The following is a 17,590-nucleotide window of genomic DNA, read 5'->3' as shown; positions in this document are numbered from 1 at the left end:
GGGTCTCCACCATGCGATGGATATCCGTCACGCAGCCCCGCTCAAGCGGCTCTGTGGGAAGAGCGCTGACGCCGTGCCTGTGCATATGAGGCCTGGGGGCCTGTTCGTCAACCACCAAGGCTGACATTAAGGTCGAAGCCGTCCGACGACCGGGTGTCCCGCAGGACCTCGCGGGCCGGGACGGCATGGCGCAACCGATGTCCTTTCCCCACCGAACGCCCTGGGGCTTCGTTTCGGCCCTCTCCTTGACTCAGCTCGTGTCCTACGGGTCGATCTTCTATGCCTTCGCCCTTTTCATCGAGCCCATGGGACAGGAACTCGGCTGGTCGCGCTCCGCCCTGACCGCCGCCTATTCCCTCGCCCTCGCCTCCTCCGCCCTGACCGCCGTGCCGGTCGGCCGGCTGATCGACCTCGGCCATGGCCGGGCCGTCATGACCGGCGGCTCCGCGAGCGCTGCGCTCCTCCTCGTCCTCTGGTCGCGGATCGAAAGCTATCCTCTCTTCGTCCTGGTCTGGATCGGGCTGGGGACCTGCATGAGCGCCGTGCTCTACGAACCGGGCTTCGCCATCCTCGCCAGGCGGCTGGGCCCCCTCCTCGCCCGGCGCGGCATCACCGCGATGACCCTGGTCGGGGGCTTCGCGAGCACCGTCTTCATCCCCCTGACCCATCTGCTCATCGATTCCCTCGGGTGGCGCAGCACCCTCCTGGTCCTGGCGGGCCTCAACCTGGGCGTCTGCGCCCTGCTCCACGCCCTGGTGATCCCGCCCTCGGCCGGGCGCCCCGGGCTGCCGGCCGCGCCTGCCGATCGAAAGCCCGCGGCGGACCTTCGGCCTCTCCTGCGCAACCCCTCCTTCTGGTGCTTCGTGGCGACCTCGATCGCCCAGGGGATGATTTCCACGGGCATGCCGCTCCACCTGATCCCCCTGCTCATCGAGCGCGGCTTCACCCTGGACGCGGCCGTGGCGGCGTTCTCGATCGTCGGCCCGGCCCAGGTGGCGGCCCGCCTCGCCATGGCGGTCGGCGAACGGTCCGTGAGCATCTGGAGCCTCGGCATCCTCACCATGCTTTTCAGCGCGATGGCCTTCACCCTCCTGCCCTTCATCCCGCCGGGTTCCTGGCTCGTCGCCCTCTTTGCCGGGCTCTACGGCGCTTCCAACGGCATGATGACCATCGTGCGGGCGCTGCTGCCGCCCGAACTCTTCGGTCGGGAGAACTACGGCGCCGTCCAGGGCATGATCGCGATGCCGGTGCGGATCGCCATGGCCGCCACTCCTTTCGCCTTCGGCGCCCTTTGGGCCTGGTGGGGGAGCTACGGGCCGGTTCTCGCCATCCTTCTGGCCCTGGCCCTCTGCTCTCTGGCCGGAATTGTGCTAAACCTCGCCCTCGCGCGCGGCGCGCGCAGCTAGGGGCCGGCCCGTCCGGCCAGATTTTTCTTGCCTTAGTCGGCTAATGGAAACATGTGCAGGAGGCCGGGGCAGGCCGGTTCACAGGAAAGACCGTTTCGTGACGACAGTGACAGATCTTCTGATTGTAGGCGGCGGCATCAACGGCGCGGGCATCGCCCGCGACGCCCGGGGGCGCGGCCTCTCCGTGGTCCTTTGCGAACAGGGCGATCTGGCCGGCTATACCTCCTCCGCCTCCACCAAGCTCATCCATGGCGGCCTGCGCTACCTGGAATACTACGAGTTCCGCCTGGTGCGGGAGGCCCTGTTCGAGCGCGAGCGCCTTCTGGAGGCGGCACCCCACATCATCTGGCCCCTGCGGTTCATCCTGCCCCACGAGAAGGGCATCCGCCCCGCCTGGTTCGTCCGCCTCGGGCTGTTCCTCTACGACCACCTGGCGCCGCGCAAGCGCCTGCCGGGCACCGAGACCATCCACCTCACCCGCCATCCGGCCGGGCAGGCCCTGAAGCCCGGCTTCGACACCGCCTTCGTCTATTCCGACTGCTGGGTCGAGGACAGCCGCATGGTGGCCCTGAACGCCCTCGACGCCTTCGAGCGGGGCGCCGACATCCGCGTGCGCACCAAGCTGATCTCCGCCCGCCGCGAGGGCGAGACCTGGCTCGCCACCCTCCAGAACGGGGAGACCGGCGAGACGCAGGAGGTGCGGGCGAAGGTCATCGTCAACGCGGCCGGCCCCTTCGTGGCCGACGTGCTCAACGCCAAGCTCGGCCTCAACACGAGCAAGAGCGTGCGGCTCGTGAAGGGCAGCCACATCGTCGTCCCCAAGCTCTTCGACACGGAGCAAGCCTTCATCCTTCAGAACACGGACAAGCGCATCGTCTTCGCGATCCCCTACCAGGGGAAGTTCACCCTCATCGGGACCACCGACATCCCCGTGGAGTCGGTGCCGGACAGGAAGGTGACGATCAGCGACGACGAGATCCGGTACCTCTGCAACGTGGTGAACCACTTCTTCAAGAAGCAGGTGACGCCCGCCGACGTGGTCTGGACCTATTCCGGCGTGCGTCCGCTCTTCGACGACGGCTCGATCAACGCCTCCGCCGTGACGCGGGACTACGTGTTCGATCTCGACAAGCCGCAGGGCCAGGCGCCGGTCCTGTCCATCTTCGGCGGCAAGATCACCACCTTCCGCAAGCTCGCGGAGCACGCGCTCGACGAGCTGAAGCCCTTCTTCCCCGCCATGAAGCCGGCCTGGACCGAGACCGCGAAGCTTCCCGGCGGCGATCTTCCAGACGCGGATTTCGACCGCTTCCTCGCGGGCGTGAGATCGCGCTGGTCCTTCCTGCCGGAGGCCCTCGCCCATCGTCTCGCCCGCGCCTACGGCACGCGGATCGAGGAACTCATCGGCTCCGCCAAGTCCATGGCAGACCTCGGCGAGGATTTCGGCGCCGGACTGACGGCGGCGGAGATCGACTACCTCGTGCGCCGGGAATGGGCGCGCACCGCCGAGGACATCCTCTGGCGCCGCTCGAAGCTCGGCCTGCACGTGCCGCCGGACGCGCCGCCCAGGATCGACGCCTACCTCGCGGGCCGCAGGACGACGGTCGCCGCCGCGCAATGAAACATCCATAAGAACCTCCTGGGGAAATGCTCATGGCTCAGTACGTCGGCGCCATCGATCAGGGCACGACCAGCACACGCTTCATCGTCTTCGACCGGAGCGGCGGCATCGTCTCGGTCGCGCAGAAGGAGCACGCGCAGATCTATCCGAAGCCCGGCCACGTGGAGCACGACCCGCTGGAGATCTGGCGCAACACGCTCACCGTCGTCGAAGAGGCCCTGGCGAGAAAGGGTCTCCGGCCCTCCGACCTCACGGCGATCGGCATCACCAACCAGCGCGAGACGACCCTGATCTGGGACAGGGCCACCGGCAAGCCGCTCCACAACGCGCTCGTCTGGCAGGACACGCGCGTCGATCCGCTGGTGCAGGAATTCGCCAGGGACGGCGGGCCCGACCGGCTGCGCGGCACAACCGGCCTGCCTTTGACCAGCTACTTCTCGGGCCTCAAGCTGCGCTGGCTCCTGGACAACGTGCCCGGCGCCCGGGAGAAGGCTGCCGCGGGCGACGTACTGTTCGGCACCGTCGACGCCTGGCTGGTGTGGAACCTGACCGGCGGGCGCTGCCACATCACGGACGTTACCAACGCCAGCCGCACCCAGCTCATGGACCTGCGCACGCTCGAATGGGACCACGGGATCCTGAAGCTCTTCGACATTCCCCGCGCCTGCCTGCCGGCCATCGTCTCCTCGAGCGAGGTCTACGGCGAGGCGGTGGGGCCGCTCAAGGGCGTTCCCATTGCCGGGATCCTCGGCGACCAGCAGGCCGCTCTCGTGGGCCAGACCTGCTTCCAGCCGGGGGAGGCGAAGAATACCTACGGCACCGGCTGCTTCATGCTGATGAACACCGGCGAGACCCCCTATCCGTCCACCTACGGCCTCCTGACCACGGTCGGATATCGGTTCGGGCAGAAGAGGCCCGTCTACGCCCTCGAAGGCTCCATTGCGATCGCCGGGGCTCTCGTGCAGTGGCTGCGCGACAATCTCGGCCTGATCGCGGCGAGCACCGACATCGAGACGCTGGCGCGCAGCGTGGAGAACAACGGCGGCGTGACCATCGTCCCCGCCTTCTCCGGGCTTTATGCGCCGCACTGGAACGCCGGCGCACGCGGCCTGATCGGGGGGCTCACGCGCTTCGCGAACAAGGGGCACATCGCGCGCGCGGCCCTCGAGGCGACGGCCTTCCAGACCCGCGAGGTCCTCGACGCAATGAGCAAGGACACGGGCATCGCCGTGAAGGAACTCCGGACCGACGGGGGCATGGTGGTCAACGAGCTGCTCATGCAGTTCCAGGCCGACATTCTCGACGTGCCCGTCGTGCGGCCGAAGGTGATCGAGACGACGGCCCTCGGCTCGGCCTACGCAGCCGGCCTCGCCACCGGTTTCTGGACGGGGACGGACGAACTCGTCAGCAACTGGGCGGTGGACCGGCGCTGGCGCCCGGAACTCGATGCCGCGGAGCGGGAGCGCCTTTACGCCAACTGGTGCAAGGCGGTGGAACGGTCGCTCGACTGGAGCTGAGGCCTTCGACCCGCTCCTCTCAAACGCGTGAATCTTTAAAGGAACAGCAAATGTCACGGACGGTTCTGACGGTGGTCGGCGCGCGGCCCCAGTTCATCAAAGCCTCGCCGGTGAGCCACGCGCTCCTCGCGCACGGAGGCTTCCGCGAGATCCTGGTCCATACCGGGCAGCACTTCGATGCCGCCATGTCGGACGTGTTCTTCGAGGAACTCGACATCCCTCCCCCGAAGCACAACCTCGAGGTCAACAGCCTCGGGCACGGCGCCATGACGGGGCGCATGCTGGAGAAGCTGGAAGAGGTGATGATCGCGGAGAAGCCCGACTGGGTGCTGATCTACGGCGACACCAACTCGACCGTCGCGGGCGCTCTGGCCGCGGCGAAGCTGCACATTCCCGTGGCGCATGTGGAAGCGGGCCTGCGCTCCTTCAACCGGCGCATGCCGGAGGAGATCAACCGCGTCGTCGCGGATCACCTGAGCGCCCTGCTCTTCTGCCCCACGCAGACGGCCGTGGACAATCTTAAGGACGAGGGTATCACGAAAGGCGTGCATCATGTGGGCGACGTGATGTACGACGTCACCCTCGCCGCCGTCGAACGGGCCCGGGGCCGCTCGAAGGTTCTGGAGCGGCACGGGCTTACGCCGAAAACCTATGCGGTGGCGACGATCCATCGCGCCGAGAACACGGACGACCCCGAACGCTTCGCCCGCGTGATGCAGTGGCTCTCGGACCGGGCGCAGGAAACGCCGGTCGCGATGCCCGTCCATCCGCGCACGCGCAAGCTGATGGAGAAGAGCGGCCTGACGCCGAAGGGCGTCCGCCTCATCGATCCCCTCGGCTATCTCGACATGGCCTGGCTGACCCACAACGCCGCCGCGGTCTTCACCGATTCCGGCGGCCTGCAGAAGGAAGCCTACTTCCACCGCGTGCCGTGCGTCACGCTGCGCGACGAGACGGAGTGGGTGGAAACCGTCGAGGCCGGCTGGAACCGGCTCTGGACCAGCGAGAGCTACAAGCCCCGCAAGGAGATCGCGGATTACGGGACGGGACAGAGCAGCGGGATGATTGCTCACCACCTTGCAGAGCGCTCAGCCTGAATGGCAGCCGGCAGACGAATGCGGGAGGAGAGTTGGAGAAGCAATACTTCCACCTCTCCTCCTGAACCCTACAGAACGAACCAGTTCGCCTCGGGCGCCGCCTTCCCCGCGAGCTTGATCACAGCATCCGCTGAAATGTCCGTATCCGTGTTAAAGTAAATTCGGGTTTCATTTCCGCTAAGGACGTACCGGATCTGACCTGCGCCGGTGAACCCATTGTTCCCGACGAAGGTAAACGCCTGATTCCCTGCAAGTCCGATATTGGCATCGACCAGATTGACGGCAATCCGGTCCCCCTGGCCTGCCGAGAAGTCCTTCACGACATCGGCGGCGGAAGCGATAGCTCCCATTTCCGCAGTGCCGCGCCACAAGAACGTATCGGCTCCCGCTCCTCCCCAGAGAGTATCGAAACCCGGTCCTCCTTCAAGCACGTCTCTGCCGGTGCCACCCGTGAGAAGATCATTGCCTTCGTTGCCGATAAGTCGGTCGTTCCCGCCGCCTCCGGTCAGAACGTTGTTGGTGGCGTTGCCGACGACCCAGTTGTTCAGGCTCTGTCCCGTGCCGTAGATCGCATCCCCAGTCAGAACGAGATCCTCCACGTTTGCGCCGAGGATGTAGTTCACGCTCGAAACAACGGTATCGTGCCCACCCCCATCGCGCTCGACGATGATCTCACTGCCGTGGTCGACATAGTAAACGTCATTCCCGGCGCCGCCCTCGAGACGATCCAGACCGGCTCCTCCATCGAGGATATCGTTGCCAGCCCCGCCGAACAGAGCATCGATTCCGCTTGTTCCGGACAGAGAGTCGTTACCGTCGCCGCCTACAATTCTCGCCGCACGGGCCCAATCGTATGTCCGCACTGTGCCATCGTCAAAGACGATTGAGGTACTAGCGACCTGCCCGCTCCCATCGTAAAGGTCGTCATAGCGCGACCAAACAAACATTCCTGTCGGATCGGATGTGGATTCCAACACACTCCCGTCATCGTAGTGCACAATGACGCTGTCTACCTTGCCGCCAATATAATGCGTCTGCACGCTTTCCCACGGCTGAAGCGACTTCGGGTCATAATCGATCACGGTCTTGGACCGGTCGTCATAAAGCGTCACAGACTGCTCGAGGCGGCTGTTCGCGGTTACTTTCGTAACCTTCTGCAACCAATCGGCCTTGTCGTCCCGATCCCAATGGGTAAAGACATGGCTCCGGTTGTCCATGAGCATGTACTGAGAATCGACTCGGCCTTTTTGATCGATGAAATACGTATTCTTCAACCAAGACTTCGTATTTGCCGAATCCACGCTGTAAGCCCAGGATCGCCGATCATCACCGATGGATTTTTCGCCGGAATCGTCGAGATAGGTAGCCTTGCGCGCGAAGTACAGTGAATACAACTCGCCGGACACGACACCGTCTTTACCCGCATAGTTCGTAGGCGCGAAGGCGAACGTGTCCTTCACTGCACGATATGCTTTTGCACTGACCTTTTCGGGATCGACGAATACACCCTGCCACCCGGTCAAGGAGCTTTGCTTGATGACGACGTTCGGCCAGGAATCCCGCGCTTCTTCCATCGAAAGGGGCGTATCGCTGCCTTTGCGCGTAAAATAGATCCCGAAGGTCGAGTCGAAGAACATCCACTTTCCGTTGATGAAAAGCTCAGTCGCCGTGTGGTTAACCTGAAACGGCACGTCATAAAAATTCACCCGGCGATGCTGAATCCCAATTCCCTCGAACAGAGACTCCATAAGAATGTCGCGCCAGCCGCAGGAGGCGTTCATCACGATCGGCACGTTTTTCGCGCCAGTCGGTTCGCGACCGTCAGCGGCTGGAAGCAGCGACGTCCAGATCCATCCAGTCATCACCTTGGCGAGAGCAAGAGGATTGGCCTTGTTGGCCCGCATAAAGGTGGCAAGTGCGCTGTAATTGTTCGACATGGCTTAAGCGTTGGTTCGCAATCGATGCGATACGCTATTACATGCCACTGCGCCGATAGTCCAGCGATTTGTTATTATATTTCCTCTAGGGATTTCCCTAGAGTCTCCAACCCTGTGGATCTAGCCCCTTTCAGCCCACACTCACAACTATAGCTTGTATGAAGAGATCGTTTTAGCTAAAGGGCAGACAGTCCTGGCAACCTGACATTAAGCGGCCCAATACTCCAGCACGCTGCCCCGCATGGCGACCGATCTTGGTCGCGCAGTCGGGCTGCAGCAATAAGGGGGTTGCGAAGGCAAACGGAGCAGTCGGACGAACGGTTCGATCAACGTCTGATATGAAGTCTCTTGGGCGACGGGACTGCAAACAGCGCTTGTCTATCTGCGCCATACACATTCATGGGCTTCTGGTGCCTCTGGAATCTGGCAGGCCAATCGTCGCTGCAGAATAACAACATACGAAGATCCCGTAGCGTCGACAGAATTCGGGTTTCGACGTCCCATGCGATGATTGCTTGAGGGCAATACACGCATGGAAGGAAGCAGAGATGCGAAAGCGCGCTTTCGCCGCCCAGCTTCCCCTGAATCGCGGGCTATGCCCTTTTGTTTTATCGCCCGTCCATCTGCTCGATGACTCTTCTATACCGCGCTGCAATACTCTCGAGAACTTCAGGTTCCTCCATTGCACTCGTATGGGGCCGCATCTCAACGCCCGTCCAACGCGGAATAACATGCACATGCATATGAAATACGACCTGCCCGGCCGCGCTTTCGTTTGACTGGATGAGTGAGACACCGTCAGACGACATAGCTTCCATGGCGGCCCTGGAGATCAGTTGAACCGCTCTGAAAAGATGCTGAAGATCCTCGTCCGCAATGTCGAAAATCGTTCTGACCTTGGCCTTTGGAATGACAAGAATATGCCCATCGCTCCTCGGCATGACATCCATGAATGCAAGCACATGCCCGGTCTCATAGACTTTATGGCAGGGCAGTTCGTTTCTTAAGATCCTGGCGAATACATTGGTCTCGTCATACATTAAGCTATCCTCTTACCGGTTCAAGGCTGCCCACGCATCTTTGCTTATCCTGTCCTGAAAGGCCACTCCACACCGGTCACATGCGCAGGCATCACCCCAATATCTCGCCTCTCTCCTGAAGCCTTCGCGGCTTTCCAGACGGCGACAGACGCCTATGGCAAGGCCCTCCGGTTCCTGCATCGACCATATGCCGTAATCTTCACCCCCGCATCGAACTTTGCGAGTTCGCCGCGATCGCAGAGACTCGGAAGCCTCCGGCCCCGGCACGTCAGTTATCTAGGTCGTGGACTCATAACTGCGGATCCAGATGCGAGCTGAAACCAGCTTGATGGCGGCCAGGAAGTTCTCCGGGTTCTTGTCGTATCGGGTGGCAATGCCGCGGTCCTGTTTCAGCGTGTTGAAGAAGCGTTCCACCAGATTTCTGTAGCGGTACAGAAAGGCGCTGAAGACAAACGCGCCCTTGCGATTGCTCTTGGGTGGGATGTTCGCCCACACGTCTTGCTCCTGGGCCTGCTGGCGAATGGCATTGCTGTCGTAAGCCTTATCGGCCAGCAGGGTTGCGCCTGGCTTGAGGTCGGCCAGAAGCTCCTCGGCGGCGGTGCCGTCATGCGCCTGGCCCGGCGTGAGAGCCATGCGGATCGGGCGGCCTTCGGCATCGACCAGCGCGTGGATCTTGGTGCTCAAGCCGCCACGGGAACGTCCCATGCCATCATCTCGATCCCCTTTTTACCCGTCGCTCCATGCTGATGGACGCGCACGCACGAGGAGTCGATCATGATGAGATCGCTATCGTAAGCGGCCGAGACGGCTTGAAGGATGTGGTCCCACACGCCGGCCCCGCGCCAGCGCACGAAGCGGTTGTAGCAGGTCGTGGAGGGGCCATAGCGCTCGGGGATGTCGCGCCAGGGCGAGCCGGTGCGGAAGCGCCAGAGAATGCCGTTGAGCACCCGGCGGTCATTCACCCGTGGCACGCCACGTGGCTTGTTGGGCAACAGCGGCGCGATGATCTTCCACTCGAAGTCAGTCAGCTCATGACGGCGCATCGGATCCTCCCTGGATGGGACGTGAAGCATCAACTCACTGCAAATGAAAGATCTTTTATAGGTTCACGACCTAGTCCAATTGTGACGCCAGCACTTACAGAAGCTCTGCCATAGCCAACACTTAAACTTTCTGAAGCAGTTGCTTTGACGCTTAGAGCCTGTTTGGGAAATCGCCATAAGGGGATTCCTGTCGGGCCTTGGTTGTGATTCAAGCTCTGGATGTGGACGCCAGAGCAGCGGGGCCGGATGGCCAGGATCGCCCGGAAGACGAAGCGTTACCCGTCCGATTTGACGGATGAGGAATGGGAGCGGATCGCACCGCTCATGCCCGCGCCGGGTCGCCGTGGCCGGCCACGCGAGGTGGAGTTCCGGGAGGCGATCAACGCGGTGCGCTACCTGGTGCGCTCCGGCTGCGGCTGGCGCATGCTGCCGATCCATTTCGGGCACTGGCGCACGGTCTACGGGTGGTTCCGCGAACTGGCCCGCCGTTTCCTGTTCCAAACCATCCATGATGTCGAGCTGATGCTGGATCGGGAGCGGGCCGGACGTGAGGCGAGCCCGACAGCGGCCGTGATCGACAGCCAATCGGTCAAGGCACCCTCTGCCGCAACAAGGGGGTACGATGCCGGCAAGAAGATCGTCGGGCGCAAGCGCCATATTGCGGTCGATACCGACGGGCGGCTTCTGATGGTCAACCTGACGCCGGCCGACATCTCCGACAGTGCCGGAGCGCAAGCCATCCTCGACGCCATCCGCAAGCGCTGGCCCTGGGTGAAGCACCTGTTCGCCGACGGCGCCTATGACAGGCTCAAGCTGATGGACAAGGCTGCCTATCTCGACTTCATCGTCGAGATCGTCCGCCGACGTGACGACGGCCAGGGCTTCGAGATCCTGCCACGCCGCTGGGTCGTGGAGCGGACCTTCGGCTGGATGATCCGCTGGCGGCGGCTCGTGCGCGACTACGAGCGCCGCATCGACGGCTCACACGCCATGATCCTCGTCGCAATGGGCGGAAACCTCATCCGAAGAAATGCACACTCCTGAATTTCCAAACGGGCTCTTAGAAAGCGGGCTGTCCTCCGATTGAATATGGTTAATAATATAACTTCAATCTATAGCCTTGACGCCCTCATGCTCGAAGCCTAACAACTGCTCCTGCATTAATGTGGCAACCTAAATCCGTCTGTTGAGACCAAAAATGCTCCTATCGGAACTTGCAGATGCGCTTTCTCCAGCCGTCCATTGCGAAGTCGTGAGAGATGGCTCCTTTGATAACCTAGGCTATGTCACACATCGTACTAACGCTAAGCCATTACTAGTTTTTGTTGCTGCGCGTAAATTTCTAACTGCACTGATAGGAAATCCTTATGTGTCGGCGGTTCTAACGACCTCAGAACTTGCAGAGCACATACCAGAACATATAGGATTGGCTGTTGTAAGAGATCCTCTAATCGCGTTTTATAAAGCGCATAATTTTCTGTTAGATTCAAATTTCTACTGGCAGCCCTTCGAGAATCAGATTGATTCAACTAGCTATATAAGCCCAGCTGCAATTATTGCGGACAGGAACGTTCGAATTGGCGCTGGAACAGTTATTGAAGCCGGCGTGCATATTAAAGAACGCACAATTATTGGTGCAAATTGCATAGTACGAAGCGGAACGATCCTATCCTCAGAGGGCTTTGAGTACAAAAATCTTGGGAAGGGGTTAGAGCTTATTCCTCATGGCGCCGGCATCGAAATTGGTGACAGGGTGAATATCCACTCTAACTGTGCCATGGATCGTGGTCTTTATGGAGAGAACACGAAGATTGGCTCGGGATCTTGCATTGATAATTTTGTTCACATTGCCCATGGTGTAAAAATTGGACAGAATTGTATCGTTGCAGCCGGAACTGTTTTCGCAGCTGCTGTTATTGTTGGCGACGGCGCACGCATCGACCCAAACGCCACAGTTGGCCATGAGGTTTCAATCGGACCACGTGCTTATGTTTCGATGGGATCTGTCGTTGTAAAGGATGTTCCGGCTGACACGAAAGTTAGCGGTAATTTCGCGCTTGATCATCGACGGTTTGTAAAAGCATGGCTTAAGAATTCGTAATCTGTATCCGCCCGCTGAAGTGGTAGCAGTGATCCACCTAATCTTGAGGCCTGCTGATGGAGTGGTTTGGGATTGGACGGAATCGGGAGATCTGGCTCGATGGTGGTCAAGGGCTTGGGCACAGAGGCTTGTCATAATACCCAGTCCCCCTGATCAGAACCCGTGCGCCCAGTCGCGCATGCCAATGGACATGATGGACCAGGGCCGGTCGACGAGCTTGGTCCAAGCTGCGCAGCAATGATCGAGAATGTCCGTGTAGGAGGTGAAGATCCGGTTCGAGAGCCAGTTCTCCCGCAGGTACTGCCAGATATTCTCAACTGGGTTCAACTCGGGGGCCTTGGCGGGCAGGGGCACCAGGGTGATGTTGGCCGGCACCTGCAGCTTGCGCGAGACGTGCCAGCCGGCTTGATCCAAGAGCAGCACGGCATGGCTGCCGGGCGCTACGGCCTGCGAGATCTCGGCCAGATGCAGCGTCATCGCTTCGGTCGTACAACGGGGCAGCACCGGGCCGGCGGCTTTGCCCTGTGCCGGGCAGATCGCCCCGAAGATGTAAGTGGAGGCCGTTCTCAGGTCCCGCGGGGCGGATGGACGCGTGCCGCGTTTGGCCCAGCGCCGCGTGATCTTGTTCTTCTGGCCGATCCGCGCCTCATCGGCAAACCAGATCTCTAGCGGCTTGCCGCCAGCCTCTGCGATTTCCGCCAGACGCGCGGGGAAGCTTTTTTAAAATCCTCCACCGCCGCTTCGTTCTTGGCGTGATGGCGCGGGCGAGCCGACAGCTTGCGGCAACCCAGCGCACGCACCTCCCGGCTCAGGGTCTGCTTGGAGATCAGGACCCGGTGCTCCTCCCACAGCCACTGGATCGGATCGACCAGCCGCCAGCGCACCACCCCGTGCACGGCCGGAAGAGGCCCGCTGTCGATCATGGCCGCGAGGGCTGATCGATGGGCATCCGTGAGCCTTGAGGGCTGGCCCGGCGGCTGACGGTCGATGAGCCCCTCGGGTCCCTGAGCGTTGAACTTGAGCACCCAGTCGCGCACGATCTGCAGCGTCACCCCGCCGATCCGCGCCGCCTCGGTGCGCGGGCCTCCATCATAGATCGCCGCCAGCGCAAGCAGCCGGCGGGCCTGCGGCCCATCCTTCGTCTTCCTGGCCAACGCACGAAGCGCAGAGGCATCGAAGTCAGACCGGAGTGGGAGCGGCATGGCAAACCTCCCTGGTTCACCAAACTGAATCACACCCATCCCAGTCCGGGAAATCACAAACGAGTCAGCCCTTCAGGGACTTGGTATTAATTCGTAACCAGCGGCCGCCTGGCGTATCCAGCTACCTTTTGCAACGGCACGGACGATGCGTAGGTGTAGGTCCTGGGACAACAGTGTGGCCATGGCGAGCCTCCGTGCTCACGCCTCCCCCAATAACATGGAAGCAAATCTTCCGATCTTCCCATTCCGTTCAACCTCAAACCGCTCTAGCAAATCTTTTGAGCAAAAATTTGAGTTTCATCGGCAGAGCTTTAATTACAATCCGTGCTAAGTACGATTTTTTTCTTGCACTCTCTCCGGCATAGTGACTAACAAGACTTTCAAGGTTGTCCCTAAAAGTCAGCTCGACCACTGAACGTTTTTCCGATAAAAGCTCTTCACATGCACCATTTTCAGCATACTGACTCTCTGCTGTATCCACTGATCGCTTTAGTTCTTCCATGATCGACCAGTTCCCACTTCTCTCAAAAGCTGCTTGGAGGCGAGCTAATTCGCGCCTATAAATACATTGGACACGCTTCGCCTCAAGCAAGACATAAGCTCTTAAATAATGCTCAGAAAACTTCTTCAGCTTGTCATCCTGCTTCAAAATATAGCGCTTTAATAGATCTGCCTTTGCTCTCTCGGCAGAAAGTACCTTCTCTGCACTATCGCCAACAGGTTCAACTGCACCATTAGAGAGTGCCGCTCTGTATTCTATATCTGCAGCTTGGTTATGACAGATAAAAGACCACTCGCGCTCGAAATTCTCAATGTCAATCCGCACTGAATCCTCAAATACATCAAACTTCTCTACAAATGCCAAGTTTACAGGCGGTTTGTAACTATGGAAACTGCCTTGCCATTGCAGATCCAGCAAACCCTGAAATGCACTTTTGGCACGAGACCAGCTATCCGGAATGGCAGTTCGATATCGGATGCACTGTTCGCTGAGCGTACTCTCTCGTTCTTTAAAATAGGCGTATAGTTCCGGCAACAGCCTTGCTTCTCCAGCAGGACTGAAAGAGGCATGCCGAGGCCACTCCGTTGGAACCTCACGCCCCCCAAGCGCAATCTTAGAGGCGTTCTCCTGAAGCAGGCTTCCAGTTGAAATATGAGATGCACTTGAAGTTGAAGGCGGCGTATCAATTAAAGCAAGTTTTCTTCTTATCAACGCCTCAATACTTTCAGCAAATTTCCTATATGTAAAATCACCACTTGCAACTAAACGCTCGTAGGCATTTTCCGAAACTTGCTCAAGTTTCTTGAAATTATGAAGAGTTGCAAAAACATCATCAAGATTAGAAAAATCTTTCTCAAGAGGAATATAATGAACCCCAGGATCCAATAGATCAGAATACCTTCCCCGAAACATTACCATTGGGGTTCTCATCACCGCTGCCTCAAAATGGCGCGGCGATATTTCCCCAATATTTGACTTTCCTTCGTGCTCTGCAACAAACGGATAAAATTCCTCATATGTCGGCTTTCTGCCGAGCTGATCTGTCATGCTTTGAAATTTTTGTTCAAGAGATCCGTCAAAATCCCATACGTTGGTCCCAGACTCGGTCCCGAGCACGGCCCGACATTCGCCGAGAAACTGGAACCAAGCATCTCCATAAATCCTGTCTCCTTCTGCAACCGAAATATTGTGAATAACGCCACGGGCCTCACATTCATTCCTCATGCGAGTGCCAATAATATACTTATAGTAGCCTAGGGTTCCATATCTTCCACCAATATCTCGCCCTCGATATCCTAGAACAAACGGGCGCTGTTCAAGCGGTACCACCGGGCGAGACAAATCCGCAAAGTCGTTGGCAACGTATCCTGTAAGAACAGGAAAAATCTCAACCCCAGGGATTTTATCCGGCGGGTATCCGTAAGCGAGAGTGTCGGACGGAACAGCCGTGAGTAAGACGTGAAAGCCAAGCTCGCGAATCTGCGTATGCATAATAGAAGTTCGATCACAATCATCTTGGACCGAAACTATTTTCAATCCCCGGAATCTGCGCAGCTTACGCTTATAATCATCCGAAACATAACCATCGTAAATCAACCTCGCGCAATAACTATTGATAACAACATCGAATTCATCCAGTTCAAAATCTAAATATACACCATTTACCACATTAACATAGTATACATCAAAAGATGTATATTTCTTAAAAGCAATAAGATAGTCGACAATGGCACGCGCATGCACACTTGAGCTCGCGTACGCCACCAATACCCGGATTCGCTTTAAAGGTTTTCCAGCGTCACCTAGGGGAGATAGCATAGACATTGTCCAACGTCCTTCATCTCACGAGAGATTTACATTAAGCTAATAAAGTTGATACCGCTTTCCGGCAGGCTGGGCCAACTATATGATAATAAAAATCATGTCCAAGCGGTGATAAATGTAAGCCGTCCGGGTCTAAATAAGCTTCACCAAGCCCTTTTCTCTCAGGACCTTCAATCCATTCAGCTTCGATATCAACGAGAGTTACGTCTGTCATCTCTGCAACCACTCGCACTGCATTATTATAAATGCGAATATGCTCACGATAGGGCATAGGGGCTTTGCTAGAAATTTTCTTCTCCATAGGCCCATTAAACTGTGTTAAGTGATTAGTCCCAAGAAGAACCTTTTGAGCCCCAGCAAAGCGAGCCCGGTTTATGATCTCAACAAGGTTCCATTTATAAGCTTCCAGACTTACCCGGGCGTGTCCATGATCAGTCTGCCAGAAATTACAATCGTTCAATCCAAATTGGATATATACGACAATTGGGTTCTCACTTTGGAGATCTGGCCCAACGCGTTCTAAGGCATTTCGCGTTGTGTTTCCATTAACCGAGTTATTTGCCACAACGACCTTACCTTCGCTGATCCTCTCCAGATCCTGGCTGATCCGCGAAACCCAGATAAGATGCGGTGATACGCGTTGCCCAAAGCAGATCGAGTCCCCAAAGAAAACAAATTTCATCTTTCACCTTCTATTATCGCAGCTTAACTCTCAACCGCAGACCCCTTCGAACCCTAGGACGAGCTTTGATTGACAAAAGCTACATAAGCCTCTGTCACCTCCTCTAACTCGCCGTACTTATGGACTGAACCACCCTCCAGCCAAAGAGCTTTATTGCAGAACTGCTTTAGCAGTGCTGGAGCATGAGATGCAAAGACAAGGATCTTCGCCCGTTCGATAAGGGCCTGCATCCGTTGCTCTGCCTTACGAATGAATACGGCGTCGCCAGCACCAAATACCTCGTCGAGAATTAGGATCTCAGGATCGATCGATGTGGCAATTGCAAATGCAAGCCGCGTTCTCATACCGGCAGAATAGGCGCCGACATGGAGATGGATCATCTCGCCCAGTTCGGTGAAGTCAATGATTTCAGCTCGCTTCTCTTCGATCTGTTCCGGAGGCAGTCCTAAGAGAAGAAGGCAAAATTGAATATTCTCGAAGCCTGATACGTCCTCGCGAAAACCTAAGCCAACAGAGAGAAGTGCACCAACGCGACCGTTAATTTCCGCACGGCCAGAGGTCGGTGGATAGATTCCGGCCATGACCCGGAGAAGGGTCGATTTGCCTGCACCGTTAGTACCGATAACTCCAACCCGGTCTCCATCCTCAAGAGTCAAGCTGACCCCTCTCAACCCTTGTAGAAATGGGCGCGAACGAGCATCAACTCCGAACCTTGAATTAGCGAGCGGTGCCGAAAGAAGGCGCTTCAGCGAACGCTGGTCCCGCTCGAGAAGGGGAAAGTCGACGTGCACATCTTGGAGAGCAATCTTGGGCATTGGGTTTGTCTCAGAGCCAGTAGACAATACGAGACCGGAAGCGTGCATAAATAGCGTAGGCTACCGCCATGCCGCACATCGCGAGCCCAATTGTAACAGCATAGGATAACAACGACGGAACTTGTCCCAGCAGTGGACCCCGAATTGTCTCAAGCAAGTGGTAAAGTGGATTGAACTGAGCGATCCAAGCATTTGTTCCAAGTGCAGATGGCGGCCAAAGAACTGGCGTTATAAAAAAAAGAATCTGCATCAAACTTGTAACAATAGGTAACAGATCTCTAAACCTTGATCCAAGCACACCTACAAGCAGAGTGACCCACCAAGCTTGCATAAGCAACAGAACCAATCCAAGGATTGCAAGCCAACCATATGCAAGAGACAATTGTCCGCATGCAATAGCCACGAAGAGCCCCACAACGAACTGATTGAAGAATACAATTGTATTTCTCCACACGACCCGAAAAACATATAGCACTGGAGAGCGGCGCACCTGCTTAATGTAACTCTCTGCCTCCACGAAAGTCTGTACACTCTCAGTCGCGACCGCTGATAGAAACTGCCAGACTACAGTGCCGATTGCCACAAAAGGCAGATACTCTCGGATAGGTACTTTGAAGAGGGTACTGTAAACAACGCCGAGGGCTACCACGAAGATGCTCATGGCAGCAATAAGCCAGAACGGGCCAAGCCATGACCGCCGATACCGCGCGACAACATCGTGCCAGCCGAATCTTATCCAGAGGCGCCAGGAAACTAAACCCTCAAGAATGTCCTGGATGGGCGACTGCTGTACTTTAACAGACATG

14 protein-coding genes are annotated in these 17,590 nt (G+C 57.9%); 6 read left to right on the top strand and 8 right to left on the bottom strand.

What is annotated here, in order from left to right:
- Nucleotides 1-197 precede the first annotated feature (197 nt).
- The 4 genes from GDR74_RS06720 to wecB all read left to right on the top strand — a co-directional run bounded on the left by GDR74_RS06720 (nt 198) and on the right by wecB (nt 5,638).
- On the top strand, nt 198-1,406 hold the full coding sequence (locus tag GDR74_RS06720; protein ID WP_194164650.1) for an MFS transporter: 1,209 nt from the start codon (nt 198-200) through the stop codon (nt 1,404-1,406).
- Between the two features lie 97 nt (nt 1,407-1,503).
- Complete coding sequence (locus GDR74_RS06715; RefSeq protein ID WP_152585582.1) at nt 1,504-3,024, top strand: glycerol-3-phosphate dehydrogenase; 1,521 nt, start codon at nt 1,504-1,506, stop codon at nt 3,022-3,024.
- A 32-nt stretch (nt 3,025-3,056) separates the two neighbouring features.
- Nucleotides 3,057-4,541: a glycerol kinase GlpK gene (glpK, locus tag GDR74_RS06710; RefSeq protein WP_152585581.1), complete on the top strand. Its 1,485-nt coding sequence runs from the start codon at nt 3,057-3,059 to the stop codon at nt 4,539-4,541.
- A 50-nt stretch (nt 4,542-4,591) separates the two neighbouring features.
- Nucleotides 4,592-5,638 carry a non-hydrolyzing UDP-N-acetylglucosamine 2-epimerase gene (gene wecB / locus GDR74_RS06705; protein ID WP_194164649.1) on the top strand — a complete coding sequence of 349 codons (1,047 nt, stop codon included), beginning with the start codon at nt 4,592-4,594 and terminating at the stop codon, nt 5,636-5,638.
- Between the two features lie 68 nt (nt 5,639-5,706).
- Here wecB and GDR74_RS06700 read toward each other — a convergent pair whose 3' ends face one another.
- From GDR74_RS06700 to GDR74_RS06690, 3 genes are all read right to left on the bottom strand, one after another.
- Nucleotides 5,707-7,575 carry a calcium-binding protein gene (locus GDR74_RS06700; RefSeq protein WP_152585580.1) on the bottom strand — a complete coding sequence of 623 codons (1,869 nt, stop codon included), beginning with the start codon at nt 7,573-7,575 and terminating at the stop codon, nt 5,707-5,709.
- A gap of 608 nt (nt 7,576-8,183) precedes the next feature.
- Nucleotides 8,184-8,615 carry an HIT family protein gene (locus GDR74_RS06695; RefSeq protein WP_152585579.1) on the bottom strand — a complete coding sequence of 144 codons (432 nt, stop codon included), beginning with the start codon at nt 8,613-8,615 and terminating at the stop codon, nt 8,184-8,186.
- Nucleotides 8,616-8,891: 276 nt separating this feature from the next.
- A protein-coding gene (locus GDR74_RS06690) for an IS5 family transposase (RefSeq protein WP_152585578.1) occupies nt 8,892-9,658 on the bottom strand; the annotation gives its coding sequence in 2 pieces (ribosomal slippage) (nt 8,892-9,343 and nt 9,343-9,658; 768 coding nt in all).
- Nucleotides 9,659-9,877: 219 nt separating this feature from the next.
- On the opposite strand from GDR74_RS06690, the gene GDR74_RS06685 reads away from it, so the two are divergent.
- Nucleotides 9,878-10,702, top strand: a complete 825-nt coding sequence (locus GDR74_RS06685) for an IS5 family transposase (RefSeq protein WP_152585577.1) — start codon at nt 9,878-9,880, stop codon at nt 10,700-10,702.
- 154 nt (nt 10,703-10,856) lie between these two features.
- Nucleotides 10,857-11,759, top strand: coding sequence for a DapH/DapD/GlmU-related protein (locus tag GDR74_RS06680; RefSeq protein ID WP_152585576.1), 903 nt, complete (start codon nt 10,857-10,859; stop codon nt 11,757-11,759).
- Between the two features lie 153 nt (nt 11,760-11,912).
- Here the strand turns inward: GDR74_RS06680 and GDR74_RS06675 are convergent.
- The 5 genes from GDR74_RS06675 to GDR74_RS06655 all read right to left on the bottom strand — a co-directional run bounded on the left by GDR74_RS06675 (nt 11,913) and on the right by GDR74_RS06655 (nt 17,589).
- A protein-coding gene (locus tag GDR74_RS06675) for an IS630 family transposase (RefSeq protein ID WP_152585575.1) occupies nt 11,913-13,000 on the bottom strand; the annotation gives its coding sequence in 2 pieces (ribosomal slippage) (nt 11,913-12,475 and nt 12,475-13,000; 1,089 coding nt in all).
- A 217-nt stretch (nt 13,001-13,217) separates the two neighbouring features.
- On the bottom strand, nt 13,218-15,287 hold the full coding sequence (locus GDR74_RS06670) for a glycosyltransferase family 1 protein (RefSeq protein WP_152585574.1): 2,070 nt from the start codon (nt 15,285-15,287) through the stop codon (nt 13,218-13,220).
- Nucleotides 15,288-15,321: 34 nt separating this feature from the next.
- Nucleotides 15,322-15,969, bottom strand: a complete 648-nt coding sequence (locus GDR74_RS06665) for an SGNH/GDSL hydrolase family protein (RefSeq protein WP_152585573.1) — start codon at nt 15,967-15,969, stop codon at nt 15,322-15,324.
- Between the two features lie 53 nt (nt 15,970-16,022).
- On the bottom strand, nt 16,023-16,784 hold the full coding sequence (locus GDR74_RS06660; RefSeq protein ID WP_194164648.1) for an ABC transporter ATP-binding protein: 762 nt from the start codon (nt 16,782-16,784) through the stop codon (nt 16,023-16,025).
- A gap of 10 nt (nt 16,785-16,794) precedes the next feature.
- Nucleotides 16,795-17,589, bottom strand: a complete 795-nt coding sequence (locus tag GDR74_RS06655; protein WP_152585571.1) for an ABC transporter permease — start codon at nt 17,587-17,589, stop codon at nt 16,795-16,797.
- Nucleotide 17,590: the final 1 nt, after the last annotated feature.

Origin of the sequence: Microvirga thermotolerans, assembly GCF_009363855.1 — a bacterium.
Taxonomy (GTDB): domain Bacteria; phylum Pseudomonadota; class Alphaproteobacteria; order Rhizobiales; family Beijerinckiaceae; genus Microvirga; species Microvirga thermotolerans.
The sequence above is the reverse complement of the archived record's forward strand: the minus strand, read 5'-3'. Positions and strand labels throughout refer to the sequence as shown.